The organism is Flammeovirga sp. EKP202, assembly GCF_014534745.1.
In the GTDB taxonomy this organism is placed as follows: Bacteria; Bacteroidota; Bacteroidia; order Cytophagales; family Flammeovirgaceae; genus Flammeovirga.
Map to the genome: position 1 here is coordinate 31,492 of NZ_JACVVP010000010.1, position 25,742 is coordinate 57,233.

A 25,742-nucleotide genomic window follows, 5' to 3' on the forward strand; every position below is an offset into this window, starting at 1 on the left:
GGAAGCGATAATTATCAGGTTTTTGTGTCACTAGACTGTTATTTTAAATACATTTGTAATAATCTTTGAAAAAAAATTATCGAAACTAAAGTAACTTATTGCGTCTTAAATGAACAGGAGGAAATTTATAAAAACAAGTCTTCTTAGTACCCTTGGTACCGGGTTATTTACAGGTGTATACAGCTGGCAGATTGAACCATTTTGGCTTGAATTTGTAAATAGAAATATGCGTGTGGCAAATTTACCCGAAAAGCTAATCGGCAAAACTGTAATGCAGATTAGTGATATACATGTAAGTGATTTTGCTGATCTTGATTATATAATTGATTCCTTTTTACAAGCTCAAAAATATGATCCTGATTTTGTCGTTTATACAGGAGATTATGTGAGTTACAGAAATAAAAAACAACTTTCACAATTAGAAAAAGTATTAAAATATGCAGTTACGGGTAAAGTTGCCACTTTTGGAATTTTAGGAAATCATGATTATGGATGGTTTTATCAGGATGAGTATCTTGCTAGTCAAATTGTGAATTTATTAAAAAATGTGGGCGTAGATGTTTTAATTAACTCTCAAAAAGAAGTGGAAGGGTTAAACTTTATTGGTTTTGATGATTATTTAGGCCCTAATTTCGATCCATCTGCTGTTATGAATGATTATAATATTACTAAAGCTAATATTGTTTTGTGCCACAATCCAGATGTATGTGATTTAGATGTTTGGAATGGCTATCAAGGATGGATTCTTTCAGGTCATACTCATGGAGGGCAGTGTAAACCCCCATTATTTGATCCACCTGTTTTACCTGTTGAAAATAAAAGATATACACAAGGAGAATTTGATCTATATGATGGTAGAAAACTTTATATCAATAGGGCATTAGGATTTGTAAAACAAGTTCGTTTTAATGTACGACCTGAAATCACAATTTTTAAGCTTGATAAGGCATAGATTATCGAAGAAAAAAGGCAAATATTGATCACCGAATACAGAAAATATGTGGACTCAAAGTTATTTTGATTTCGTACATATTATCTTTAATTTCGAAGGTTAACAATTCAAACTTTATCATCATGTATACTAATATTATTCACGACTACAATCAGCATAAACAATGGCTGAAAGATTTTTTTGAGGGAGAATTTATCCATCCTAACTTATTGAAAGTAGACAGTGATAAAGGAGAAGGGTTTATCTTTTTTTATAAAATACATCCGGGTATTTATTTTATCTACAATCATATCATCGCCAAAGAAGATTTAACTATAGATCTCAATTACAGTAGTTCATCTTATTTTAAGTACTATGCTTCTTTTTTTAACGATACGATTTGTGTAAAAGAAAATGATGCAGTTCAAGAATTAAATGCAAATGGTTTTTATACTTGCTCAAAGCAGATCGGTATTGTCAATAAGGTTTCCAAAGGAGAAAAATTATATAATATCAATATCTATTTTTCGGAGGCCACTTTTAATGAAATAGATAATAAAGAAGTGAGTGATTTATTTTTAAATAGGTCTCATTTCTTCAATTTCTTTGATGAGAATCGGGATGTGATGTTGTTTAAGAACAGTCTTCAAGAAATCAATAATTATTCAGAAAAACTGAAAGCAAAAATACTTCCTGTAAAGATCCAAGAATTGTATTTCTTATTTTTAAACGCTCTTGGAAAAGTTATGATAACGCAACATGATTTAGAGTTAAGTGAAAGTAAACTAAGAGACTTATTTAAAGTCAGAAACAAGCTTATTAGTAATTGGAAAGAAAAACCTGATTTTGATCAAATCATACAAAAAAGTGCTTTAGAAGAAATCGATAAATTGTTTGAAGTTGTTTTTGGTCAATCGATGTCTAGTTATTATTCTAATTATAAAATGGAGCTAATTCGAATAGCAATATTAAACAATCATCAATCAATATCTGAAATTGCATCTGAGTTTGGTTATACTCAAGTGCAGCATTTTTCAACCACTTTTAAAAGGAAATTTGGATGTTCACCTTCAGAATATTTCCATCAATATCATTAGAAAAACTTTTTTCAAAATTTTCTTGTCTAAATGCTTAATTACTAAAAAGGAGTAGTTAAGCATTATTTTTTCACCATGTATTAGTGTTTCTTAATAATTACTTATATATTAACGTAATGTTAAATATATTTCTTAATTGTGAATTGATTTTAAACATTATATAGGAACTAACCATTAAATTTTTTCTATAAAAAAATCAACCGCACAAAAACTAATAAAGATGAAGAAAGAGAAGAAGAAAAAGACGAAAGTAATTAAACTAAAAGCTTCTGACTTAAAGAAAAAAAACAAAAAGCTAGCTTCTAAGAAAAAGGAAGCAAAACTAAAAGCGAAGAAGAAGGAAGAGAAAATCAAGGCTAAGAAAAAAGCTGCGAAAAAGGAAGCTAAGAAAAAAGAAAAAGTAAAAGCAAAGAAAAAGGCTGATAAGAAGGTAGCGAAAAAGAAAGCTGCAAAGAAAAAAGCCAAAGCAAAGGCTAAGAAAAAGTCAGCCAAAAAAAGTGCTTAAACAATACAAAACCTCAGTGAATATTTATATGAACTGAGGTTTTTATTTTTTGCATACTAATTAAAGTGTCTATTTAGTGCTATGTAGTGTGCTAAATAATGTATTAGATAAACATGAGTGTTTTTATTAATCTCATTGAGTTTTTGAATATTCTGATCTTTCATGTACGAAATTGTTCCTTGTAAACCTAAATGATGTGCCAGAATAACTTTAAGGTAATCATCTTGTAAATAATTTAGGTGATGCATAAAGTATTGGGCCACTGCATGTGTACTGGCCGTAACACATTCTCTCTTATCTGAATTTTTATAAATAAGTCCAAGTTCTAAAGCAGTATCATACTTAAATTGCCAAATTCCTTTTGCTCCTGTATTACTTTCAGCTGTTGGATTCATATGACTTTCAAGAGCTGCCACATATTTGAGATCAGTATGTAGCTTGTATTTTGAGAGAATGCCGTTTACATCGAAGATGGATTCATTTATTTGACTAAGGTATTCGAAATAGAATTTTTTGGACTTTGTAAGTGATAGATACTTTTGGAGTATTCTTTTTTTACCGTCTTCATCAATTATAATTAACTGATTGGCCACCATTATACTATCGGGGACAACAGTAGTAGCAAATACTCCACCGTTGATAAAATAGATACAGAGGAGTAAGGGTATAATCTTAATCATTTAAAAAAAGTACTTGGTTAATTGTTACATTTGATCAAACAACCCTGTTTTTAAAATAGTTCAATTTAAATCGATTTACTACAAGTTTTTTTTATGACATATATTTATTGAAAAAGTAGAATTTAGCTATCAAAACAATCATTCCTTATACTTGAGAGGTAGGTTGTTAAAATCATAATCTATTAGAAAACGATTCTAGAATGAACATAATTTGATATTTTGTTTAATTAAACAATAAATATTACAGAGAGATGGGGTAAAATAAGCTATTCTTCATTTGATCTCCTTACATTTAATTATGAAACAACTAACAGTAATTTTTATCTTATTATTGACCTCTTGTCAGAATAAACCACAAGTACTAGACTTACAAGGTCATAGAGGCTGCAGGGGAGTCTATCCTGAAAATACCACACTAGCGTTCATCAGAGCTTTGGAAGTAGGAGTAACTACATTGGAGATGGATGTAGTGATTTCAAAGGATAAAAAAGTTGTAGTATCACATGAACCATTTTTCTCTCACGAAATAGCTACATCTCCTGATGGTAAATATATAGAGAAAGAGAATGAACTTGATCATAATCTTTATGAAATGACCTATTCTGAGATTAAAGAATATGATGTTGGTTTAAGAAAGCATCTACGATTTCCAAATCAAAAGAAATTGAAAGCCTATAAACCATTATTGAGTGAAGTGATTGAAAATGCTGAAAAATATGCAGGTTCAAATGGTATAAATAAGCCTTTTTATAATATCGAAATCAAACGAGATCCTAAATACGATAATATATATCATCCAGAGGTAGAAGAGTTTGTTCGACTAGTTTTAAACGAAATTAATCAACTCGATATCAAAGAAAGAGTAACTATTCAATCTTTTGATGTTGGTTCTTTACAAGAAGTTAAAAGAGTCGATCCGAGTTTGAAATTGGTATTACTCATCGAGAACACTAATTCGCTAGAAGATAACTTACAAAAATTAGGTTTTAACCCTGAAGTTTATAGTCCCTACTATGAATTGGTTACTGAAGAATTAGTAGCGAAATGTCACCAGGAAAATATCAAGTTAATCCCTTGGACTGTAAATGAAGAGGATGATATACTTGAAATGATTCAATTAAATGTAGATGGAATAATTACAGATTATCCACAGCGATTGAAAAATATCATGGAAGAAGAAGGTATAAGAACTATGTAAATTCTTCATTTAGATATTTTCGAAAAACAATACGATTACTTTTCCCAAAAAAATGTAATTCAATTATTCATTTTTCACTCTTAGGTCTTAATTCACTACATTTGTTTCACTTTAAAAACAAACATATAGCAATGGCAAGTTTAGAGTGGAAAACAGTTAAAGAATACGAAGAAATTACCTTCAAGTCATTGGATGGTGTTGCTCGTATTGCAATCAATAGACCAGAATGCCGTAATGCATTCACACCAAAAACAGTTGATGAATTATGGGAAGCATTGATTATTTGCCATGAAAGTCAAGAAATTGGGGTCGTATTAATCACGGGCGAAGGACCATCTCCAAAAGATGGAGGTTGGGCATTTTGCTCAGGTGGTGATCAACGTGTAAGATCAAATACTGGTTATAAAGGAACAAATGGAGTGAATCGTTTTAACATCTTAGATGTGCAACGTCAAATCCGTTTTATGAATAAAGTAGTGATCGCTGTCGTGCCAGGTTGGTGTGTTGGTGGTGGACACAGTTTACATGTAGTTTGTGATATGACGCTTGCGAGTAAAGAGCATGCTCAATTTAAACAAACTGATGCTGATGTGGCTAGTTTTGATGGTGGCTTTGGTTCAGCTTATTTAGCGAGACAAGTTGGTCAAAAGAGAGCTAGAGAAATATTTTTCTTAGGTGCTACTTACACTGCACAAGAAGCCTTTGAAATGGGTATGGTCAACAAAGTAGTTCCTCATAATGAGTTAGAGCAAGAGGCATTTGACTGGGCACAAGAAATTATGACAAAAAGTCCTACTGCGATCAAAATGTTGAAGTTTGGATTCAACTTAATTGATGATGGTTTAGTAGGGCAGCAAGTATACGCAGGTGAGGCAACTCGTTTGGCTTACGGTACAGAAGAGGCTGTTGAAGGTCGAAATGCCTTTTTAGAAAAAAGGAAAAGAGACTTCTCTAAATTTCCAAAATTCCCATGATTTATTCCTCGGAACCTTTATAAAGATATCAAAGGCTTCACTTTTAATATTAAAGTGGAGTCTTTTTTTGATATATACTCAATACTGTATTAAAGTCAATTTCTTTTAGTATCAAATTGCAACTACAAAAAAACGCAAAATTTTAATTTCCCAATGTCGTTATATCTCTCTAAAAGTATTATCTTTTACATTTCTAACAAAGTAAACTCTATTTCATGAGTCTATCTTTCTTCAAAAGACGAATGATATTCAATTATTTATCCAAAAAACAACTAAATACAAATGGAATTAAAAGACAAAACAACAGAAACACTTGAGAAAGAATTAAAGTCTCTTCAAACTATAACTGGAATGCTGGCAGGAGTTCTGGCACTTTTATTCGTTGTATGTATTTACGGGTTATTCAGCGAAGGTCCCAAAAGTACCACAACTGCTTTATTGGCGGTGCCTATTGCTTTGGGTGCAATTCTACCAATGAATTATAAAAAAATAAAAGAAATTAAAGTTGAATTAGAAGAAAGGTAAAATCAACTTCTTTTATAATTTTCTATGTTGAGAGATCTTTTTGGAAAAGGGGTATCTCTTTTCTTTGTGTTTAAGGGGTGTGTTAAGAGGGCAAGTAATTTGGAACAAGAGTTGTAATTTGTATTATATACTTTAAATAAATTATTAGATCTCTGTTTTATTATTCCACCATGAAATCAAAATTGCTTCACCTTATTTTATTAATTTTTTCTTCAGGATCTGCTTTTAGTCAAACAGACTTTTATGAAGAACTTGCAGATTCAACATTAACGCTAACAAAACAGTATGTAGTTTACGATCCTTCTTATTTTAGATTAGATTATCCGAATGGAGATGTTCCATCCAATAGGGGAGTGTGTACAGATGTTGTCATTAGAGCCTATAGAAAACTGGGCATTGATTTACAAAAAGAAGTTCATGAAGATATGGTCGCTCATTTTAATAAATATCCCAAAAATTGGGGTTTGACGAAAACAGATAAAAATATTGATCATAGAAGAGTACCCAACCTTATGACCTTTTTTGGCAGACATGGTTCTACGTTACCCATCACTCAAAATGCTAGTGATTACAAAGCAGGAGATATAGTTTGTTGGAATTTTGGAGGAGGTCTAACTCATATTGGTATCGTTTCTTCAGAAACTACATTTTTCTCTAAAAGACCAATGATTATACATAATATGGGTAATGGTCAAGTATTGGAAGATATGTTATTTGATTATAAAATCATCGGGCACTACCGTTACAAAAAATAGATTCACTATTACAGTTTCCCTCATTCGCTGGAGTGAAATGGTACATGTTTCCCATCTTCTCTAACTTCATAACCTTGGTATTGATGGTTTAGAATCATTTCATGTAAAAATTGATCTGACCCTTTTAATTTCAGTTTTGCCTTTTTTATATCGTCAAAATAGAAAATTGGACCAAGAACATCATAAGCGTGACCTGAAAGTTCTGATAAAATTGTAAACTGGATATAGACAGGAGAATGATGAATAGTATGCAAAACGTTAGAATCATCATAAAATAATAAATAGTCTTGTTCAAATAGGATTGATGCTTCATTAATATCTGTTGTACTACAATATTGCTCATTGGGATCAATTTCCATAAAGGTCCAGCCTCTTAATTGATACATTAATGTTTCAAAAGTAGTACGTTTCTTTTTGTTTAAAGGAGTGTACATTGGAAGCCGTCCTATTTTAACGGCTTCCAAGATAGCATATGCCATATCTTTGTAGATATCATTTCCTTTAAACGTAGTATTGATATGAACTTCCTTATATTTTTCTTGGGCGAATGATGTAAAAGGTAAGCTCACACAACAAACAAGAACCAAAATTTTAAGTTTATAATGAAGCAAACTTTTCATCTAATGAGGCTTTTGAAAGTGGAACAATCGTTGTCTTGAACTTAATACTATTCAATTTTTCTTTCGAAAGCTGTAAAAGTTCACTTTTAGACATTTCACCAATTTCAGCCTGTCCTTTATCCGTTAATGGATTAAAAGTGAAAAGTCTAACATTTGATAAAGAAGCATCTACTAACACAAAGTCATCCACTATATTATCACTGTTAACCGTATAGTAAATAACGGTATTTAAGTGTGGGTAATAAGCGTAGACCTTATTGATATTTTTGTTTTCAATTTTTAGTTGATAAGTGATCAATTCGTCTTTTCCAATGAGGTAGTCATAATTATACAGACCGTTTCCTTTAATGTTCATTGTTTTATAAAGCCAATCTGAGTTAGATGAACCCTCAGCCCAACTTGACCAATCAGCATCCCAATCATCAGATTCATCCGAAAAACCTTCAGCTAAATAACTTTCTCTTGGTTTGAGGGCTCCCCAATCTTCAGAAGTAGAATTTGTAGTTGCATAGTCCAAAATTGGAGCATTCAAAGAATCCCATTTCTTATCTTGGGTATTATATTGAAATCCGTTGTAATGATCTGTGCCATCAGAGATATAAGACACCTTAATGTCTTTTTGAAAATCTATCTTTTGACCATTGGCAGTAACTTGGATGGAATACATTCCTCCTGAAACATAAATTCCATTATGATCTTTCATTTGTATGTCGTCTAATAACATATCGTAGTAGTTCGCATACATTTTAATAGAGATATCTACCTCTTTCACATTTGGATCGCTGATATGGAAAGTGTTTTCTTTGATATGAAGTAGTAAAGAATCTTCAAAAAAACTTAGTGTTCCACAAGAAGAATTGTTCCATTTTTGTTGTTGGATAGATTGAGAGTGTACACTAAAATATTGTAGTGTAAGGAAAAGAATGAGCGTGAAATTTTTCATCATTAAATTAATAAAATGAATTAAGTTAATTAGTATGTTATTTTTAGATAATCGTAACTAAAACACAAGTAATCAAACAAATAATAATAATTAAATAACCATTTTAAGTACTGAAAACATCATACCAAGTTTTGAGAAATTAGTCTAATAAAGTTACTTTTTTTATTATCATTTTTATATTTAATATGGCACTAACGTAATACATTATACCTATACGTATAAATGTTTTTTGTTAGTTGGATGCCGAAGGAAAATACAAGAGGGTAAAGGCAATTATTGATAAATCTGAATGTCAGAAATTGTTATATAAGTACCTTTGTTTTCAGAAGTAAATGCAACTTTAGCATTCAAAGCATTTACTCTAAATTTAATGTTCTTGATTCCGATTCCTTCATTGTTACTACAAGTATTAAATCCAACTCCATTATCTTCATAAAATAATGTCATCATGTTAGTAGTTTTATCAAGCATAAAATCAATAAAAATATCGGTTGCTTTACTGTGTTTTAAAGCATTACTAAATAGTTCTTGCAAAATTCTATAACAGTGATTTTTGACCATTTGAGATTGAATAGGTACATCAATAGTGTAAGTTGTATGTATATTGAGGTGATTACTTTTATATTTTGCACAAAGATCAAGGAGTATATCTTCAAAATCTTCTTTATCGTATTCTGGAGAAACCAACCCATGGCTTAAACTTCTTACACTTTTAATAGTATGCTTTAGTATTTCTTTTACGTTATCTGTATCAAGATCTTTCGATTTATTAATCAAAGCCAAGTTTCCACCAACATGATCATGAAGTTCTCTACCAATTCTATTTCTTTCATCTTCCTGTCCCTTTATTACTGCTAGGGAATATTTTTGTTGTATCAGTTGGTTTTGAATTTGTAGATCATTTCTTTCTTTAATGATAGATGACGTTTTCTTTAAAATAAGAAGTAAATAATAAATAATATCAAAAGTGAAAATGATGAAGTAGAGAGTCCTTGTAAAGTTAAACTTTTCATAAACGCCCATATTGGGGAGTACGGAGAAAAATATCACAAAAATTGTTGTGATCAGAAAAATAACCAATGTTGGTATAGCTAGTTTTTCTTTTGACTTTAAACCTAAAATTATAACCATTAAATAAAGGCATAAAAGTACCAGCGTAAAAAGAGTAGAGAGTTGTGCAAGAAGGAAATTAACAATGTTCGGATAAAAAGCCGAGAATGGATACATTAGAAAACTTATAATTCCTACAACACTAGCAATATGTACAATTTTAAAAGCAAATTTTGGAATTCTATTGGGGGTAGAAAATATCAAGTATACATAAAAGTAAAATGTACTAATCGAATAAGAATAAGAACTAAATACAAGAAGATATTTAGTTAAATTAAAGTGATTATGACTTAAAAGGTTTGTGATGATACCGCTTTCAGATTCGAAGAATAAAAATGCACTGATAGAACTTAAAGTATAAAACAAGAAAAGCTTTTCTTGGATGATTAATCCCAAAATTATTCCAATAAACAAAAGACTTATCACAATAGTCCTTGTTGTGAGTTTAATGTTTTCTTCAAAGTCTACCTCTTTTTCAAACTCATCTTCACTCTGCACCCAAAATAGATTATCTACTGGAAATCCTTTATTATTAATCTGATAATAAAAATCAACTGTCTCTACACCATTCAATGCAAAAGTGATTGGAATTCCTAAACTTCTGTCGTACTTAGTTGGTTTGGAATTATTTTCCATATCAACAAGAAGTTTTGTTCCGCTTCTATCAACTTGCCAAAGTTTAAAGTCTTCAAAAAGTATATAATTAAATCTTAAAACATAGTTTTCTTTTACTGTACTATGAACGGTAATTTTGTGGTATTGTATATCAAAAAAATCGTAATTTTTAGGTGTGCACTCTGAATTACCAGGAATATTATTGACATCAATTTCTGATAGTGTACAGTGTGAAACGATTAAATTAGTATTCGTCTGAGCGTAGGTGTGTAACGTAAAAAGTAGTAATATAGAGGTGAAAAGTATTCTCATTATGTCAGTAGGTTTTCAACGGCATATTTGATTAATCCTGCCTTTGAATCAATCTTTAATTTTTGTTTAATTTTTTTTCCATGAGTGATGGCTGTATCCGGACTGATATTTAATAACTCACCTATCTCTTTCATTGTTTTTCCCATTGCTATATATTTTAGGACTTGCTCTTCACGAGGAGAGATAGGAGTAAAGGTTTTATTGATGTCAATTGTATTGTGATTAATTTTTGGACTCATATATAGCTTGTCATGCAAGACCGCATTTGTTGCGTTAATGATATCTTCTACATTATCATCTTTAAGCATATAACCTAGAACACCAAGTTTTTGTGCCTTTCGAATAAGTGAAGGTTTATTGTGCATAGAGATGATAAGGTATTTAGAAATATCACCTCTTTCTATCACTTTTTCAATAAGTTCTAAACCTTTCATGTTTGGCATATCCATGTCTACAAATACTAAGTCAAAATCAGAAAAGTTATAAGATAGTGAAAGAAGTGGATCGTGAACAGTAGTTACTTTTGATGGTATATATTTTTCAATAATCTGTTTCAGACCATTGCTAAATAATTCATGATCATCAATGATAAGAAATTTAAACATTTTAGATAAGTTGCATGAATATGAATACAATTAGATACCGAAAGGTAAGAGAAATATCAGTAGTATGAAATACCTATTTGTAGGTATTTTGGTGGTTATGCACATTGTTATTCTTTATGAATGGAACTAAACAATAATCCTTTTATAGTTCATTTTTAGGTCAGGTGGCATCAATGCTCTTATTTTAATTGAGGATAGCTTTACTTTAAATCTTTGATGAACTTATCAAGGTCCGTTTCTTTATCTAAACCCATTTTCTTTCTTAACCTATACCTGTTCATAATTACACTGCGGTTTGTAATATTCATGATATTTGCAATTTCATTATTGTTGAGGTTGAAACGAATAAGTGCAATTAATCGGTGATCATTAGAAGTTAATTGAGGGTATTTATTTTGAAGAAGAATAATAAAATCGTGATGTAATTCTGAGAACAATTTATAAAAGATGAAGTTCTTCTTATCATTGTTCATTTCATCATCTATTCTATCAATCCATAGTTTTGCGTTTTTATGTTTTATAATAGACAGGCCTTCACTCATCTGTCTTAGGAAATCATTCTTTCTTGATAATTCTTCAGCATACTGAATAAGCTGCTCATTTTTTATTTCTAGTGTTTTTTTATCGAGGTCAATTTTTTGTTGTTCCTTTTGTTTCTTCTCAGCTTTTTTATTGATAATGATCCATAGTTTGTAAGATAGGATATAGGCAAGGAGTCCAACAATCAGCAGGGGTAAAATAATCCAATAGGTTTGATACCATTTCTTTTGAATTTCTATAGCTATAGAGACACTATTTGGTGGACTGTTATTAATTTTAGATTCCACAATGAATTCATAATTACCACCGTTAAGCATTGTGTATTCTCTTTCATTGGTTTGACTCCAATCAGACCAATGATCATCAAAAGGAATTAGCTTCGTTCTGTATTCTACGATGTCAATCTTGTCCTTTGCCACACCATATACCAGTTTGATATTATTCTCATTTTTCTTCAGGTCAATTTTTGGATCAATAAAAGGATAAATATATTTCTTATTTTGATTCATTTTATCAGAAGTGATCACTTTGGATATCACTGGTGAAGGAAGTTGTATTGATCTATACTTTGAGTTGGGGTCAAACGTTTTAACACCTCTTTCAGTCGCAATATAAAGTTCTCCATCATGAAAGTTAATAAACTCATGATCTTTCAAAAATTGACCTTGTAATGACTTGAATAGATTGCTGTAATCATAAAAATTACCATTGACAATATTCATTCTCATATGTAGCTTTCCATCACTGATATAGGCATAGGTTAATCCTTTATCAATTACTTTTAGTGCAGAAATTTGATGATCGACCAATTGATTAAGAGAAGGTAAGTTGATGACCTCAAATTGCCCATTTTGAAAAGTGGATACTTTTCCTTCGACTAAAAAAAGTAATTCGCCATTGCTTTGAGGAAATATTTTTTGAACTGAAGGGTAATGTGAAATTGATATTGTGTTATTTCCTTTATATTGGTATAAGACACCTGTGTTACTCTTCGCCCAAATACAATTATTATTTTCATCAAAGTATAATTTAGGACTTCCAGGATAGTTTAAATTTTCTTTAGTGGTTAACCTTTTATTTTGGATTATTGAAAGATACAGTCCAGAGTAGGTCGATAAGAAATATTTTCCATTTAGAAATGAAATATCCATTACACCCATGGAAGTATAAAGAGGTATTAGTTTGTTATTTTCGAAGATAAACAAACCTTTATCGTGACAGATGAAAATCGTATTATTTATTTTTTTGATATTCCATACTTGACCTTGCGATTGAGAAATAATTTTGAAATTATCATTCTGTTCAGAAACATACAAACCTTTATTGGTCGCTAATAATACGTTATTTTCATTTTGGATTATAACACTATAAGTGGCACCTCTATTAAAAATGGTTTTGATTTCTCTTTGCATTTCAATTTTTGAAATACCATAATCTAAACCACACCAAATATCACCGTTTTCATCATTAAAAACAGCGAGTATTGTGTCATCTTTTAATCCATCTTTTGAGGCTATATGTTGAATGATTTTTTGATCTGTTATAGAATAAATGTAAAGTCCAGAAGATATTGTACCTATCAAAATGGTATCACTATCATATGATTTTACTGAAAAAAGACCTTCTTGAAAGATTTCCCTTGGTAAATTAGTCACTTTCTGAACGATACCTCCGTTGAATGAATAGATGGCACCGTTGGTATGTAAGATGTATAATTCATTCTTATGTGTAAAAAGAGCCCTGACTTTTTGTTGTTCAGTAAGTTGATCTATCACAACAAACTGATTGTTAATGATATGTCCTAATTGATTTTGATTGTCAGTAGCCCAAATTGAATTATTCCACTTTTTTAGACTTGAGAATCCACCAGTTGTTCTGACCCTATTTATTTGATCCGTCTTTTTATTATAGATAATAACTTGTTCTTCGGTTCTCAAGTAAACATTGTTGTGACTTGTTTCAATATCCCAAATTTGCCCACCTTTAACAGCTCCGCAGTGTTTGTACTTTAAAACGGTATTATCTTCTTTGTAAAAAAAACCAAACTCAATATTTCCGCCCGACCATATGATATCTTCTTCGGTTTTTAGTGAAATTATAACATCATTATTTTGAGTTGGTACTAACTCCCATGAATCATTAATATTGACCAATAAACCTTGATTATTGGCAATGTATATTATTTCATTTTTATCTTTTACAATATCCCAATTCTGTCTTCCTGCATTATAATCAAAACGATCATAAGAGCTGACCGAGGGAATCACTTTTTGGCCAATGCAAATTAAAACCTGTAATAAAAAAATTATAGTAATACTAATTTCTTTCATGAAGTTAAATTTACGCCTTTTTTAAAGTTTATAAAAGAAAAGCATGTTATTCAACTTGAACAGAAGAACAACATGCTTATTTGTAATGTTATTTTTTTGATTAAATAGATGAAGCTTCTTTCTCCATATTCTTTTTACCAAAAAGCTCTTTTACGATGACATGAGGATAAACTGTATGTCTTTTACCTTCATAATCTTCTGTATCAAAAAAGGATATTTTTCCATTTAGCCTTTGTTTGATTGGTTTTGGTTTTCCGCTTTTAAAAGACAAAACATCTCCTTTTGAGTTAATACTTAGGAAAGGAAGTTTTGGTATTGGTAAATAAAGTCGGTTACTTTTAACGTACTTTTCTGGAGCATAATTAAACTCCTGTTTTCCTTTTAGAGGAACCCATTTAAGATTTTCTACGCTATTGTCATAGATATCTCTATTTACATGCCAGACTTTTTTTCCTTTTGAATTAAAAACTGGTAAAAATGTTCTTCCTACAAGTGTATGTAAATAGGCAGTACTTTTAATTTTCTTTCCCTCTTTTTCTTTTTTTAAGGTAACCTTAAGTTTTTCTGTCACATTACATTTATAAGCTTTCAAAAAATTAAAATTACCTTCCTCATAGTCTTGTTTTAATAAGACAAGGCCGTCCATGTTAATCATGTAATCGGGGAAACCGGGTATTTCTTCAAATCTTCTCAAGGTGAATGCTAGTTAAGTCTATAATTAATATTGTTTGCTAGATTTAATAATGGATATTTGTATCATATCTATATTCAGACTTGCAAAAACAACAACAAATCAATTTTTAGCAGATATGTGATATGTTTTTGTATTGATAAATGAGTCCTAATTCACATATCCTACTTCCAAATATAAAAGTCGTGTGCTCTTATACAAACATGGTTAACTTATATTAAAACAAAAATTATCTTATTAATTTTAAATATTAAAACAAATTAACATCAAAGTGAATGTTAATTCATGATACTAATCTATAACAACAATAATGAAGAGATTATTTAGCTCTAAAGAAGACCGTGATCAATTTGTTGAAACTATAATTAAAGAAGATAAACAGGATTGGCTTTATAATGAAATCAAGAAACAAGACAATCCGTACGGAAATCAATTAGCATGGGCTTTGTCTGCTCTTTGTGATTTGAATGGAGAATGGTTAGAAAAACATAGAGATGATATTGTTGATTGGTTGCCAAATTTCAAAACACAAGGAATTAAGCGTTCCATTTTACGGTCTGTTGTTCCTTTATCACTATCTACCGAAAAAGAAGGGGAGTGGGTTGATTATTTATTTGAGGCAATCCAAAGTATGGAGACTGATATTGCCGTGAAAGTACATGCTATAGAAATTTTAGCGAAGTATGTAATGCAGTATCCTGAACTAGCCAATGAATTATACTTAATTCTTGAAGATGGAATGCCTTATTATGGCCCAGCGTTAAAATCTCGAAGTAAAAAAGTAATGCAAAAACTATCAAAAATAATGATATGATAAAGGTAAGTCCTTGAAATGGTTTTTATTTTTTACAGAAACTATTGTAAAATAATAGTGTATTATCAGTGTTATAGGATATGTTATTTTTTTAGAAGCTATCTTAATTTTACCAAAAGCTAAAGATATTAAAATGAGTCAACCCAAAATATTACCCAACCTACAGCCCTTAAGAGGTTTTCTAGCATTATGCGTAGTCATTTTTCACATTCCTGAAATATCAAAAACAGTAAATATTGTTTCATTTTCAGATTGGCCTATTTTTCATAAGGGAGAGGAAGCAGTTTGGGTATTTTTTACATTAAGTGGTTTTCTAATAATAGGGCAATTATACAAAGAATTGATAAACGGAAATGTCGCTATCAAGAAATTCTATGTAAGAAGAATGCTTAGGATCTACCCAGTATATTATGTCGTACTTCTTTTTGGATTTACATATTATAGTTTGATACTTCCTTTCTTTGATATTGAATACCCTATTGAATATTCAATTATTGAAGGTTTAGCATGGTGTATAGGTTTTTTACCCAATGTATTTAAGGTTTTATATGCTCCTGGAGCCATATTGTTAGTATTATGGTCAATAGGGATTGAAGAACAGTTTTATTTGATGGTTGCTCCATTGGCCAAAATTTCAAAACCTAAACCTTTTATCATCGGGTTGATTATTTTTACAATTGTAAGTTTTATTCTATTTTTTTTACCAGGTTTTGACTTCTTACGTAAATATCATTTTATCTATTTTTATATGTCTTTCGGGGGACTTTTATCCGTATTGCATTACGAAGGAAAAGTGAATTATTTAATCATTAAAAACGATATCCTTCGTATTCTGTATTACTTTATGTTTTTTGCTTACTTCTTTACCGATGCTTTTGTGTTTAGCGAAGATGTCTTAATTCACCTTTTTAGTTTCCCATTCTTTGGTATCTTCATTTTGAATATTTCAAATGAAAAGCTTTTTATTGTAGATAATAAGGTGTTAAACTATTTAGGAACGATATCATATGGTGTTTATATGTATCATATGATTGCTATTAATTTTGTTTTATTTCTAATTATGAAGCTTGAGAATTATCTAAATCTTAGTGATTTTTCATTAATTCTATTCATCAATATTACTTGTATTATTTTAACTGTTATTATTTCGCATATTTCATTTTATCATTTTGAAAAACCATTTTTAAGATTAAAGAAGAAGTTTAATGCCTAAAATTCTGAAAGTGTATTTTTGTGAATTTATAAAAATAGGATATTTCTAATAATATATATTCTCATAAAACTGAAATAGGGTATAGAATATTGATTAAATCAAAAGTTTAGTAAATTATTAATGTACTTATACTACATTGTTTATACTATTGTGCTTTTCTACTAGAACCTTTAAATCCCAATAGTAACTAAACATAATAAAATCTAAACTCTTGAATCTCGACTTAATGAATATAAAAAAGATCACCATATCATTATTCATTTTTACGCTATATTCTATTCAAACTTACGCCCAGTTTGAAACTAATATTAATTATAAATTACTCGATTCACTCAAAGAATTAAGATACGATGTGGCGTATTCATTAAAGATTCAACAAGAAGATATTTTTGCAGCGACAGAGGCTTTACACTCTACTCAAAAAAGTTGGCTATCTTCCTTTACAATTGGTATAAGTAGTTTTAGGTACTCCTCTGATGGAACAGTTACTCAAGTTTCAGCTTTCTCTGATATTGGTGTCACGCTTTCACTTGATTTGTACTCTTTCACCTCTTTGAACAATAGAATAAAAATTGCAAGACATGAATTAAGGAAAAAAGAATTACAATATTTTAGTCAACAAAAAGCTTTAGAAAGAGAGTTATTAGGGGTGTATTCTGCCTATTTATTAGCTGTAGAAAAACTAAAGTTATTGACTAGTCAAGAATCAAATCAAATAGAAATATTAAATATAGTCAAAGAAAAATTTTTACGAGGTGAGGCAAAAATTGATGATTATCTCGCAATAGAAGAACTTTTAGAAAAAACTCGAATTGCCAAAATTGAAGCTGAAGTGGCCTCACAAATGGCTTATAAGGAATTACAAATACTAACCACTGATTAAGTAACTATATTAAGTGCAAACTATATATTACATATTATTTGAAGTCTTAAAACGATGGTATTTATGGACAATTCCTCCGGCAATAGCAGCAGTATTCGTTTACACAAAAACGGCAGATTTTAAGAGCTTTGAATCCAAATCCAAACTTCAGTTTGAGCTAACAAGCGATGAAAACTTAACTTTAAATAGTAAATCGATAAAACTATTTGAGTATGGGTTTTTATTTAGTGATGTGATCGAGGTAGCTCGTTTACAACATGTTACTCAACGTATTCAATTGCGAATTCTAAAAGATGGGGTTGGTGACAAAAGATACTTCGATTTTGAAGTAGATGAAAATCTTTATGGCCCAACTGAAATTATTAATAGAATAGACTTCTTAATTGAGAAAAATAAACTATTAGATATGCAACGTCCCATTGACGTTGTGATATTACAACTCTTGGAGAAAAATGGAATAACTCCTGCCGCTGTCGAATCTAAGATTAAAATTTCAAGAATTGGTTCCAGTAAATATATGACAATTACTGCTGAAGATAAATTAGCTAAAGTGGCTTACTTTTATGTAAAAGTCATGGCCGAAGAATGGACCCAAGAATATAAAAATGAAATTGGACACCAACTTACAGGAAAGAGAATTATCATTGAGGAAACGACGAACAAATCGAAAGAAGAATTAGATTACTTGCTTGATTCGTTAAGAAACTTCCAAGAACGTTTTAATGTTTTCAATGTAGAGGCTTCATCAGATGCTGTTAATGAGAGAATTTTAGAGTTGCAAAAAATGCTTGGGACATTGACTAAAAACCATGCAGCAAGAAGAAGGGCAATTGATTACATTAAGCATCAGTTAGAAGTGAAAACAGATTATGGTTATGCTAACCAAAATCAGGATTTGCATGAGCAAATAATTCATTTGAAAGATTCTTTACAAAAACTGAAATTAAGTAGAGAGTTTGATCAGTTTAAGGCGGATCAATTACCTTTTGACCATAAGGCAAATTTGGAGAATGAAATTTCGCACCTTGAAAGTCGTCTACAATCATCATTAAATGAGACGATTATCAATACAACTTATGATCCATCGGCAACCAAACAAAGTATTGTTTCTGATTTAGTTGTACTAGAAATTGAATACGAAAAAGAGGAAGCGATGATTCCAGTCGTCCGTTCACAACTTTGGGAAGTAAAAAGTGAAGGGAAAAGGTTAGTCGGGATTATTTCGCATGTAGATAATTTGAAACATAAAATCAATACAAAGGAAAAGCATTACCTCAAACTCTTGGATAAACTCAATGTAGCATTGGTGTTGGAGAAAGATGCGGGTAAAGATCTATTTGTCATAGAAGAGGCCAATTTCCCACTCAAACCCAAGAGTTCAAAGAGAATGCTTTTGGTGATTGGTACTTTTATGGGAGGATTATTATTAATTATTGTCACTATTGTTGCCACTTTAGCATTGGATAAAAATCTTCATAAACCTTTCCAATTTGAGCATGAAACAGTAATTAGTACAGTCGCTTTAGTATCAGGACGAAGGCACAAGGTCAATAAGGTCATTCAGAAAATTCCAAAGTTGAACCAGTTTATTTATAAAAGATGTCAGAAAAAAAATAAGGTATTAGATGCACTTGAACGAGATGTGATTAAATCCATCAGAAAACAAGTTTTGGAAATTGACACGAAGGAGTCAGGCATTATATTATTTAACTATGTCAGAAGTAATAAAATGCAATATCATACAGTAAAGAAGCTGTATGATTTTTTGCGTGTATTGGGGGTTGAAACTTTGATCCTTTATGCAAATTGGGATTTACCTGAGGTTGACTTTGAAGATGCACCCATCATTGGTAATAGTTATGCAGACGTAGAGACTGCTACAGCTTCTGGCATGATAGACTTATCGAAGTATGCAGCATCTCCTTATGATTATGCATTACCAAGTAAGTGGTTCAAAATGTTGAAGAGATTAAAAGAGCAATATAAATATATTTTCATTTTACCTCCTCCAATCTATCAATCATTGGAGTGGAAGGAATGGATGGATTTGTCATCAGACCTTTACTACATGTATGAATTGCATTTTCCATTCAATGAAGATGATGCTAAAAATCAAAATGAGATGTATGAATCGCACCTCAATATTTTAGGTACTATAATTACGGAAGACGATGAATATTAATTACCTTGACTTAGCCCATACTGTTTTTCAGTTCATAAGTTTCTATTTCTTATGCTACAGTTTTTACTGGATGATGACCCTTTTTATTGGATCCTTTTACAAGGAACCAGAAACGAGCTCTTTTCCTATGAAAGATAGGTGGTTGGTTGTACTTCCCGCTTACGCACCTAATTCTACTTTTTTTGAAGTTTTAAAAAGTATAAGGGATCATCAGCCTCCGAATTTTGTAGAGATGAAAACATACGTTTTATTTCAAAACACCAATGCAAAATTTATAGATCAATGCTATAAAAAGATGGATTTCCTTTGTAATCATAAAAGCTTTCATAATCAGGAAGGAAACTCTTATGTACATGCACTGAAATTTATATGCCATCAAATTACATCAGATAATCATTTAAAGCTTTTTGATCCAACACATATTATTTTATTGGACAAGGATAATATTATTGCTCCTGATTTTTTCTACAAAATGTATGCTTTAAGAGGAAATGGTTATGATCTTATCCAAGGAAAAAGATTACCATTATCACACGTCAATGGAGTAACATCTTATGATCAAATATCGGAATCTCTGAATGATATGATGATGCGCCAATACAGAGTGAAAATGGGATGGTTACCTGAGTTGAGTGGAAGTGGCTTCTTGGTTGATAAAAGATTATTTGTAAAAGGGATTAATAAGCTAGATGAAAATAATCCTGGAATGGATAAAAATTTATTGATCAATTGGTTGTTGAATTTCAATGATATAAAGGCATGTTTTTCTAACTCAACTTTAGTTTATGAGGAAAAAACGGATGACATCAAGGTATTGGGAGCACAACGAACAAGATGGTTTGCAGAACAATATCAAACATTAGCAGCTTATTTTACCCCTCTAGTTGTAAAAGGAATCACATCATTTAGATTCGAAATATTAGATTACGTTTTTGCATTATCACGCCCACCAAGAAGCATACACCTTTTGGTAGTTCCTACTTTATTGACACTTGAATTAGCATTATTTCAAACATCAATTTTCAATTTATTGTCTTTACTATTTCTTGTTTTTGGCTTGATACTTTTTCTAACCAATCAAAGACTTTGGGGTGCAGCTTTCCAAGTTTTGAAAATGTTCCCGTCTTTAATTCTTAGCAATTTGAAAAGTATTCTAAAAATTGGATCCCAAACCAAAGGAAATTTTATTCATACTGAACGTGAAGAAAAATAAGATGGAAAAATGATGAGGGTAGCAAAGAGAGTTATAAAGAAAATGATAGGAGAGCGGTATAACACCAATTTTGGTGCTTTCTGCCTCATTACATTTGCATTTGCAATCGCTATATTGGTGATGAAAACCAATTGGGTAACAGGCATTGTACTGGCATTTGTGTGTGTGGCGATTCCTATTTTCTTTTCTCTTTTTGTAAAGCTTGAGTTTGCAATTTATTTTTTTCTAACACTCTCAATTTTCATAGGTGTCCCTTTAAAAATTCCCACTTCAATACCGATAGGTATCTCCTTTGACGGTTCTATTCTTTTTACCTTTTTTGGACATGTTTTTAGATGTTATGAAAGGAAGGATTATAAGTCTACTTTCAAGTTTTATCCAGTTTATTTTGTGTATGCTTGGATGGCTTATAACTTTTTGCAAGTAGGAAACCCATGGGCAGCATCAAGAGCCGCTTGGTTTTATACTATGCGCCCTTATGTTTTTTATCCTCTCATTTTTGTCTTAACCTATTATCAATTTAGAACTAAAGAACAGATCCTTAAAGTTTTACATTATTTCCTTGTCATCACTACTATTTGTGCAGCATGGGGTTGTTATCAGTTTTTGTTCGGTTATCTAAATTTTGAAATGATGTGGGTTTTAGCCAATGATGCAAAACATTTAGTTTATATTAATGGTCGTTGGAGATCATTTGGTACTACAGGTTCACCAGCCCATTTTGGTGTTTTGATGGGATTGATGTTCAATTTTTATGCGATTTTAATACCCGTCTATAAAAAGTTGTCACAAAAGATTTTTATGGTGATCGCTTTATTGATCATCTTCTTAGGTTTAGTTTGGTCAGGTACTCGTTCGGGTTTTGCCATCGTTCCTATAGGGTTTATTATCATTATTGGTCTTTGGGGAAATACGAAAATATATATTGTTGGTGCGATACTAGTGGCAATTATGACTTTTGTGATTGTCACTCCTTCCAACAATTACCATATTCAAAGAATACAATCTACTTTTAATGCAAGTGAAGACGAATCCTACAAGGAAAGAAAAAGAAATCAGGAACGAATCAAACCTTGGTTGGCGAAGCACCCTATTGGTGGTGGATTAGGAAGTACAGGGATTTGGGGTATGAAATTTTCTCCTGGTACTATGCTTTCGGGTTTTGCCCCTGACTCAGGACATGTTAGGGTAATGGTAGAAACGGGGTATGTAGGATTGGTTATTTATCTTGCTTTTTATTTAGCAATGTTGCTGCCTGCTTTTTTTAAAGTCAAAGTATGGAGTTTGCAAGATCAAGATTATAAACTTTTAATTCTCACATTCTTTGCCTTCTATGGTGCTTTTATGGTTGTAGAACAGGCTCAAGATATCAATGGGATTCTACCATTTAGTGTAGGATTATGGTTTTTCTCTGCTATCTTCTGCCGATTAATAAAATTAGCTTTAGAAGATGAATTAAGAAGGTGGGTTGAATTAAATGATCAACGGAAAGAAGAGTTTGAAGAAAGGGAGAAACGCAAGTTTGCTAAAAGACAAAAATACTTGAAAAGACTATTAGAAGAGTAGTTGAAAGTTAAAATCATTTGATTTGAAATATATCCAAAAACGAAACTAAAATACACAAGTTCATTGCTGCTATAGAAATATTTTAAGATGATGCATAATTATAAAAACGTAATTATGGAATCAGAAGTTAATAGGAATTTTTCTTAACCATTCAATGTTCTTAGATAAACAATAATTATCACGATGAGAAAAGTACTATATCTAGAAGACGACAGATTTATGTTTGAATTTGTGGAACATGTCCTAAAAAGCAAATACGAAATCATTGAAGCAAGAAGTATCGAACAAGCTGAAGAAATCTTATCCAAAGTCTCAATCTCCTTACTATTGTCAGATCTACATATTCATGATGAAAGCATGATTGATTTTTTAGGAGAACTCAAACAAAATGAAGCTTATAGGAATCTTCCGATTGTTGTATTGACTTCTGAAATTGATGTCAACTGTAAGATGGAACTCTTAAAATCTGGAGTGAGTGAATACATCACTAAACCCTTTGTTCCAGAAAATTTAGATCTAATTCTCCAGAATGTAATTTATCAGTTTGAGGTACTTGAAAACTATGACACCGTAGATTTTCCAGATAAGAAACTGATCAAAAGAAGAAAAAACCTCTATGTATTAGTAAATGACTTTACAAAACGAATCTTTGATATTGTTGTTTCTTCCATTCTGATCATTCTATTGTCACCCTTACTATTATTAATTGCTGCGGCAATAAGGTTTGAATCCAAAGGGAATGTGATTTATTCTGCCAAGAGAGTAGGGAGATATTACGCTATTTTTCCTTTTTACAAATTTAGGTCGATGAGGGTTGATGCAGATAGTATGGTGAGTTCATTACAAAAAGAAAATGCATACAATAAGGAAGAAGAATCGAATGAAAACGAAGTGCCGAGTGATCAAAATCCGCACATGTTATATAGCGACAAAGGTTATCAGGTAACCTATAAGGACTATATTAAAGAAAAGAATAAATCTTCCTTTTTTAAACTTAAGAATGACCCAAGAGTAACGAAAGTGGGAGCATTAATCCGAAAAACAAGTCTGGATGAATTGCCTCAATTATTTAATGTTCTTTTTGGTCATATGTCGATTGTAGGGAATAGACCACTTCCTATTTACGAAGCTGAGCAAATGACAAAAGATAAATCAATTCTAAGATTTTCTGCACCGGCAGGAATTACTGGATTATGGCAAGTAGAGAAATCCAAAAGGGCTTTTATGACTATTGATGAACGTATTGAGTTAGATACAAAATACGCTCGAAAGTATAATATCTTTTATGATATAGGATTAATGTTGAAGACTATTCCTGCAATGATTCAAAAAGAAGAATAAATCATATTTAAAGTTTGATTAAGTGTTAGTATACTCTATATAACATTGTTTTGTACAATCTTTATATTTTATGAATCATGCTGATATTATTTAGTATTTTAGTTAAATAACAAAAACCAATAGAAAATGAATATTCAATTTCTTTCATGTTTAGAAGGAAAGTTTGGTATTGGTCAATATTCAGAAAGATTAGCCCAAGGAATGTACCGAGACGGTTTAGAGATCTTACTCTCAAGAAAAAAAGGAGCTGAATTTCCGTTTACGAATCACTATCATCATCGCTCGTTAAGAAACTTAAGAAACTATATTGCACCCTTTTATATGTCTAGAGAACTAAATCATCAACATAGAGAATTCTCCATATATCATGCAGATAATATTGATGCATTTACGGGGTACTATTGGTCAAATAAAAAAAAGACTGGTAAAAATATAGTGACAATTCACGACGTAATTCCTCTTCATTTTAAAAATACAAATCCGATTGTACATCAATATTATTTGTATCAGTTAAACACTTCTATTAAGTACTCTGATTTAATAGTAACAGTATCAGAAACTTCCAAACAAGATTTGGTAAGAATGACTGATGCTGACCCTGATAAAGTAAAAGTGGTATATAACGGAATTGATCACTCTACATTTTATTGGGATAAGGACCTTAAAACAGAAAATAAAAAATTTACAATTCGCTACTTAGGAGGTTTAGGCGTTGTACATAAAAATGCAGTAGCATTGATTGAGGTTGCTAGAATTCTTGAAGAAAAAGGATTAGAGTTCAATATGGAAATAGGAAGTGGCAACGCTGCATATACCAACCTTCCTGATTTAGTTGAAAAGTACAATCTAAAGAATGTTTCATTTGTGGGGTATGTAGCAGAAAAGGACTTGCAAAATTTCCTTCAAACAGCTGATGCTTTTTTATATCCTTCGAAATTCGAAGGGTTTGGGTTTCCTCCATTAGAAGCAATGGCTTGTGGTACAGCAACGGTCTCATCCAATGAAGGCTCTTTAGGAGAAGTACTCAAAGATGGTGCATTACTTTCGTCTTCTGCTCCAGAAGAACTTGCTGATAATATTATAAAGTTAATGGAGGATGAAAATCTAAAGAAGGAGTTTGAACAAAGAGGGATACAAGTTGCTAAAAAATATACGTGGTCAAAAGCCACCAACGAGCTAGAAAGTATTTACGAAAATCTGATGTCATGAAAATAAGTGTTATAGTACCTACTCACAACAGAATGTCGTCTATGCTTACCTTGGCAGAGGCATTAAATACACTCGATTACCCAAATTATGAGGTGATTGTTGTTTGTGATTCTTGTAAAGATGATACCAAAAAGGAATTAGAAAAGAGGTATGGTCAAAATGAAAGTTGGACAATTCTTGAAGTAGAAAAAGCAGGTCCTGCGAAAGCAAGAAATACAGGAGCAAGATTAGCTACAGGAGAAATACTGGCATTTACAGATGATGATTGTATACCCGATTCAAATTGGTTACAAATTATTCATTTAAACCTATATAATAACGAAAAAGTTGTTGGTCTTGAAGGCCTTACTTATACTTTCAAAAAAGAGGTGACGCCACTCACTCATCAAATTGAAAACCTAGAAGGAAATCCTGCGGTACCAACTTGTAATGTTGCCTTCAGAAAAGAAACATTTGAATACCTCAATGGTTTTGATGAAACTTTTCCTTATGCACATAACGAAGATGCTGATTTTGCTTGGAGAATGAGAGAAGTAGGAGAAATCGTCTTTGTGGAGGAAATGAAAGTTTGTCACCCTCCACGTCAAGAATCATTTTCTAAGATGAAATCTAGAATGAAAATCCTAGAAAGTGAGTTTCTTCTTTATTATAAAAACACGAATCTTTATCATAAATATAGAAACACTTCACCATGGGTGACGATCTATTGGGAAGTCTTTTTCTATCATCAATTAATGAATTTAAAGAGTACATTTAAGTATTTCTTTAGACCTAAATTATTTTTAGGAGGACTAAAACTCATCTTTTATTGGTGGATTGATTTAATTCTACTTTTCCCGAAATACTCTGCCTCAAACTTTAAATATCAAAAACAATTTCAATCATAAACT

The 25,742-nt window shown here is 31.1% G+C and carries 23 protein-coding genes; 16 read left to right on the top strand and 7 right to left on the bottom strand.

Annotated features, from left to right (window positions below; all coding sequences use genetic code 11):
* Nucleotides 1-109 precede the first annotated feature (109 nt).
* The 3 genes from IC221_RS08190 to IC221_RS08200 all read left to right on the top strand — a co-directional run bounded on the left by IC221_RS08190 (nt 110) and on the right by IC221_RS08200 (nt 2,533).
* Nucleotides 110-952 (top strand): metallophosphoesterase, encoded by an 843-nt coding sequence (locus IC221_RS08190; protein WP_188168493.1) that lies wholly within the window; start codon nt 110-112, stop codon nt 950-952.
* A 122-nt stretch (nt 953-1,074) separates the two neighbouring features.
* Nucleotides 1,075-2,028: a helix-turn-helix transcriptional regulator gene (locus IC221_RS08195; RefSeq protein ID WP_188168494.1), complete on the top strand. Its 954-nt coding sequence runs from the start codon at nt 1,075-1,077 to the stop codon at nt 2,026-2,028.
* A gap of 220 nt (nt 2,029-2,248) precedes the next feature.
* Entirely contained in the window at nt 2,249-2,533 is a 285-nt protein-coding gene (locus IC221_RS08200) for a hypothetical protein (protein WP_188168495.1), read from the top strand.
* Between the two features lie 56 nt (nt 2,534-2,589).
* Here the strand turns inward: IC221_RS08200 and IC221_RS08205 are convergent, their stop codons facing one another.
* The gene (locus IC221_RS08205) at nt 2,590-3,213 is read right to left on the bottom strand and encodes a transglycosylase SLT domain-containing protein (protein ID WP_188168496.1); all 624 of its coding nucleotides are present in this window, start codon (nt 3,211-3,213) and stop codon (nt 2,590-2,592) included.
* 298 nt (nt 3,214-3,511) lie between these two features.
* On the opposite strand from IC221_RS08205, the gene IC221_RS08210 reads away from it, so the two are divergent.
* The 4 genes from IC221_RS08210 (at nt 3,512) to IC221_RS08225 (ending at nt 6,665) form a co-directional block, all read left to right on the top strand.
* Nucleotides 3,512-4,411 carry a glycerophosphodiester phosphodiesterase gene (locus IC221_RS08210; RefSeq protein WP_188168497.1) on the top strand — a complete coding sequence of 300 codons (900 nt, stop codon included), beginning with the start codon at nt 3,512-3,514 and terminating at the stop codon, nt 4,409-4,411.
* A 131-nt stretch (nt 4,412-4,542) separates the two neighbouring features.
* The gene (locus tag IC221_RS08215; protein ID WP_188168498.1) at nt 4,543-5,385 is read left to right on the top strand and encodes a 1,4-dihydroxy-2-naphthoyl-CoA synthase; all 843 of its coding nucleotides are present in this window, start codon (nt 4,543-4,545) and stop codon (nt 5,383-5,385) included.
* A 282-nt stretch (nt 5,386-5,667) separates the two neighbouring features.
* Complete coding sequence (locus tag IC221_RS08220; RefSeq protein ID WP_188168499.1) at nt 5,668-5,910, top strand: redox-active disulfide protein 2; 243 nt, start codon at nt 5,668-5,670, stop codon at nt 5,908-5,910.
* A gap of 170 nt (nt 5,911-6,080) precedes the next feature.
* Nucleotides 6,081-6,665, top strand: a complete 585-nt coding sequence (locus IC221_RS08225) for a DUF1287 domain-containing protein (RefSeq protein WP_188168500.1) — start codon at nt 6,081-6,083, stop codon at nt 6,663-6,665.
* Nucleotides 6,666-6,685: 20 nt separating this feature from the next.
* Here the strand turns inward: IC221_RS08225 and IC221_RS08230 are convergent, their stop codons facing one another.
* From IC221_RS08230 to IC221_RS08255, 6 genes are all read right to left on the bottom strand, one after another.
* On the bottom strand, nt 6,686-7,285 hold the full coding sequence (locus IC221_RS08230) for a hypothetical protein (RefSeq protein WP_188168501.1): 600 nt from the start codon (nt 7,283-7,285) through the stop codon (nt 6,686-6,688).
* Nucleotides 7,263-8,231 carry a hypothetical protein gene (locus IC221_RS08235; protein ID WP_188168502.1) on the bottom strand — a complete coding sequence of 323 codons (969 nt, stop codon included), beginning with the start codon at nt 8,229-8,231 and terminating at the stop codon, nt 7,263-7,265. Before IC221_RS08235 ends, IC221_RS08230 begins: the two co-directional genes overlap by 23 nt.
* Nucleotides 8,232-8,501: 270 nt before the next feature.
* The gene (locus IC221_RS08240) at nt 8,502-10,265 is read right to left on the bottom strand and encodes a histidine kinase (protein ID WP_188168503.1); all 1,764 of its coding nucleotides are present in this window, start codon (nt 10,263-10,265) and stop codon (nt 8,502-8,504) included.
* Nucleotides 10,265-10,870, bottom strand: a complete 606-nt coding sequence (locus IC221_RS08245) for a response regulator transcription factor (RefSeq protein ID WP_188168504.1) — start codon at nt 10,868-10,870, stop codon at nt 10,265-10,267. Before IC221_RS08245 ends, IC221_RS08240 begins: the two co-directional genes overlap by 1 nt.
* A gap of 200 nt (nt 10,871-11,070) precedes the next feature.
* On the bottom strand, nt 11,071-13,740 hold the full coding sequence (locus IC221_RS08250; protein ID WP_188168505.1) for a triple tyrosine motif-containing protein: 2,670 nt from the start codon (nt 13,738-13,740) through the stop codon (nt 11,071-11,073).
* A gap of 100 nt (nt 13,741-13,840) precedes the next feature.
* Nucleotides 13,841-14,434: a hypothetical protein gene (locus IC221_RS08255; protein ID WP_188168506.1), complete on the bottom strand. Its 594-nt coding sequence runs from the start codon at nt 14,432-14,434 to the stop codon at nt 13,841-13,843.
* A gap of 307 nt (nt 14,435-14,741) precedes the next feature.
* Here IC221_RS08255 and IC221_RS08260 point away from each other — a divergent pair, with 307 nt between their 5' ends.
* The 9 genes from IC221_RS08260 to IC221_RS08300 all read left to right on the top strand — a co-directional run bounded on the left by IC221_RS08260 (nt 14,742) and on the right by IC221_RS08300 (nt 25,739).
* Complete coding sequence (locus tag IC221_RS08260) at nt 14,742-15,245, top strand: hypothetical protein (RefSeq protein ID WP_188168507.1); 504 nt, start codon at nt 14,742-14,744, stop codon at nt 15,243-15,245.
* A 133-nt stretch (nt 15,246-15,378) separates the two neighbouring features.
* Complete coding sequence (locus IC221_RS08265) at nt 15,379-16,458, top strand: acyltransferase (RefSeq protein WP_188168508.1); 1,080 nt, start codon at nt 15,379-15,381, stop codon at nt 16,456-16,458.
* 226 nt (nt 16,459-16,684) lie between these two features.
* Nucleotides 16,685-17,341, top strand: coding sequence for a TolC family protein (locus IC221_RS08270; protein ID WP_188168509.1), 657 nt, complete (start codon nt 16,685-16,687; stop codon nt 17,339-17,341).
* Nucleotides 17,342-17,354: 13 nt separating this feature from the next.
* On the top strand, nt 17,355-19,523 hold the full coding sequence (locus IC221_RS08275) for a hypothetical protein (protein WP_188168510.1): 2,169 nt from the start codon (nt 17,355-17,357) through the stop codon (nt 19,521-19,523).
* Nucleotides 19,513-20,736 (top strand): glycosyltransferase family 2 protein, encoded by a 1,224-nt coding sequence (locus IC221_RS08280; protein ID WP_188168511.1) that lies wholly within the window; start codon nt 19,513-19,515, stop codon nt 20,734-20,736. The genes IC221_RS08275 and IC221_RS08280 overlap by 11 nt, the downstream gene beginning before the upstream one ends.
* Before the next feature lie 42 nt (nt 20,737-20,778).
* The gene (locus IC221_RS08285) at nt 20,779-22,302 is read left to right on the top strand and encodes an O-antigen ligase (RefSeq protein ID WP_188168512.1); all 1,524 of its coding nucleotides are present in this window, start codon (nt 20,779-20,781) and stop codon (nt 22,300-22,302) included.
* Between the two features lie 183 nt (nt 22,303-22,485).
* The gene (locus IC221_RS08290) at nt 22,486-23,643 is read left to right on the top strand and encodes a sugar transferase (RefSeq protein WP_188168513.1); all 1,158 of its coding nucleotides are present in this window, start codon (nt 22,486-22,488) and stop codon (nt 23,641-23,643) included.
* A 126-nt stretch (nt 23,644-23,769) separates the two neighbouring features.
* Entirely contained in the window at nt 23,770-24,852 is a 1,083-nt protein-coding gene (locus IC221_RS08295) for a glycosyltransferase family 1 protein (RefSeq protein WP_188168514.1), read from the top strand.
* The gene (locus IC221_RS08300) at nt 24,849-25,739 is read left to right on the top strand and encodes a glycosyltransferase family 2 protein (protein WP_188168515.1); all 891 of its coding nucleotides are present in this window, start codon (nt 24,849-24,851) and stop codon (nt 25,737-25,739) included. The genes IC221_RS08295 and IC221_RS08300 overlap by 4 nt, the downstream gene beginning before the upstream one ends.
* Nucleotides 25,740-25,742 lie beyond the last annotated feature (3 nt).